Source organism: Mucilaginibacter sp. P4_E8 (assembly GCF_056401495.1).
This window is the reverse complement of record NZ_JBFUJG010000311.1, coordinates 1-2219: the sequence shown is the minus strand read 5'-3', so window position 1 is coordinate 2219 and position 2219 is coordinate 1. Positions and strand designations below refer to the sequence as shown.

General features: G+C 39.9%; 2 protein-coding genes and 1 pseudogene. 2 read left to right on the top strand and 1 reads right to left on the bottom strand.

Features of this window, described 5'->3' with window-relative positions; genetic code table 11:
• Positions 1 to 230: 230 nt before the first annotated feature.
• The gene (locus AC1DRQ_RS30850) at positions 231 to 1469 is read right to left on the bottom strand and encodes a nucleoside recognition domain-containing protein (protein WP_477429847.1); all 1239 of its coding nucleotides are present in this window, start codon (positions 1467 to 1469) and stop codon (positions 231 to 233) included.
• A gap of 85 nt (positions 1470 to 1554) precedes the next feature.
• Here AC1DRQ_RS30850 and AC1DRQ_RS30845 point away from each other — a divergent pair, with 85 nt between their 5' ends.
• Together AC1DRQ_RS30845 and AC1DRQ_RS30840 are read left to right on the top strand one after the other, a co-directional pair.
• Positions 1555 to 1989 carry a DinB family protein gene (locus tag AC1DRQ_RS30845; protein ID WP_477429845.1) on the top strand — a complete coding sequence of 145 codons (435 nt, stop codon included), beginning with the start codon at positions 1555 to 1557 and terminating at the stop codon, positions 1987 to 1989.
• A pseudogene (locus AC1DRQ_RS30840) lies at positions 1989 to 2219 on the top strand (DUF3052 domain-containing protein); the annotation flags it as partial. The gene AC1DRQ_RS30845 and the pseudogene AC1DRQ_RS30840, both read left to right, overlap by 1 nt.

Sequence of the window (2219 nt, the reverse complement as noted above, 5' to 3'; positions counted from 1 at the left end):
GTTTATGTCCATTAAGCATCAATTTCGCTATCATCACTTGTTTCTTAATTCATTTGTTATAAACTTGGGGGTAAAACAAGTGTTAATCACAATCAGCAACCAGAGGGCTTGATTGCCTTTCCCGCACACACTTATACGCAACATTTATCGCGTGGTTACAAAAAAAGAGGAAATAGAGCCATTAATTAACCCAATGGAAATTCAAAGGAAGTAAGTGGATATGGAAATTGTTAACCGAAAAATAAATAAGCCACAAATATGGCGGCTATTACACCCGCCAGATCGGCTATTAAGCCAGCAGGTATGGCATAACGTGATCTTTTAATGCCTACAGACCCAAAGTAAAGCGCTACTATATAAAAGGTTGTATCTGCCGAACCATTAAATATACAGCCCAAACGACCGGCAAAACTATCAACACCAAAGGTTTGCATCGTGCTTATCATCATGCCCTTTGATCCTGATCCGCTCAGAGGTTTCATATAAGCTACAGGCATGGCATCAACAAAACGTGTATCCATATTAAACTGAACGCATACCCATCGCAGTCCATCGTTCATATAATCCAAAGCGCCACAACTGCGAAAAACACTGATGCCCACCAGCATGGCCACTAAGTAGGGAATGATCTTTACTGAGGTTTCGAATCCGCTTTTGGCACCTTCAATAAAAACGTCAAATACATTTATCTTTTTAATCAGTCCGCCTAAAATAAATAGAACAGGTATGGTAAATAGCAAAAGGTTACTGGCTATTGTTGAAACCGTGCTGATTTGCCCTTTGGTAAGGTAATGGGTAAAGCACCAAACCAACAAAGTTATAAAGGCTGTTAAGCTGCCCAGCCAGGTAATGATTACCCTATCAAACAGGTTTATTTTTTGTTTGATGGCCACAACCAGCAAGCCAACTACGGTGGCTACATAAGTTGCTATAATGCAGGGTATAAATACATCGGTAGGGTTGGCTGCGTTTAATATGGCTCGTTGTGCTATTATAGTTACTGGTAATAATTGCAAGCCCGATGTATGCAGTACCAAAAACATGATCTGAGCATTTGAAGCCGACTCTTTATCAGGGTTTAATTCCTGTAAGCTCCCCATAGCTTTTAACCCTAATGGCGTGGCTGCGTTATCAAGTCCCAGTAAATTGGCCGAAAAATTCATCAGCATTTGTCCTGTAGCCGGGTGGTCTCTGGGCACTTCAGGAAATAGTCTGCTAAAAAAAGGCCCTACAATACGCGACAGAAAACGAATGGCGCCTGCCTTTTCACCAATATTAAGTATACCCAGCCAAAAAGCCATAGCTCCAATCAGCGGCAGGGCTATATCCATTACAGACGATTTGGAAGAGCTGAAAATGCCATCAACCAATAGCTTAAAAGCCTCTGTATCGCCGAAAAAAATTAGTTTTATCAATGCAACTACAAAGGCGATCAGAAAAAATGCTATCCAGATATAATTAAGGGCCATTAGGTATGTTTAAGGCGTTGAAGTTAATGGTTTTGTTATTTAATATGAAATAACAATCTTTAAATACTATTTAAGTGGCTATAAAATGAATGATACTATAATACTCCTTACTAATACTGTTAATGATTTCCTGGCGATAAGATCGCAACCAGTTAACTGGGATACCAGGCCATTGCCCGGCAAATGGTCAAATAAAGAAGTCATTGGCCACTTGATAGATAGCGCCCAGATAAACCTGCAACGGTTTATACGCTGTACTTATGAAGAGGGTTTTAAACTAACTTACGAACAGGATGCATGGGTAGTGGTACAACGTTACCAGGATACCGATATTAATGACCTGCTTGATCTGTGGACTTTGCTTAACAGGCAGATCATCAGGGTACTTGAAAATTATCCGGCGGATAGGCTTAACACCCGTTGCGATATCAGCAAGCAGGAACCAAACCTGCAAACGGTTGAATGGCTGGCAAATGATTATGTAGAACATTTAAAACATCACTTAAAACAGATAAAATAATGACTGGGTATTCGGGCACACCACTTGCAAAAAAGCTGGGCATTAAATCTGCTTTCAGGATTAAGCTGATTAACGCACCAGATAACTATATGCAACTGTTTACCGATATACCCGCTGAATTGTACTTTGAAGATGATGAGGTATCAAAAAAAGATCTTATACACTTTTTTACCAGGCAAAAAGATGAATTATTAACCAGGCTCCCTATACTTAAAGCCCAGATTAAACCC

What these genes read in the sequence shown, in the direction of transcription:
- AC1DRQ_RS30850 (WP_477429847.1), bottom strand. Translation starts at nt 1,469, where the DNA reads ATGGCCCTTAATTATATCTGGATAGCATTTTTTCTGATCGCCTTTGTA.
- AC1DRQ_RS30845 (WP_477429845.1), top strand. Translation starts at nt 1,555, where the DNA reads ATGAATGATACTATAATACTCCTTACTAATACTGTTAATGATTTCCTG.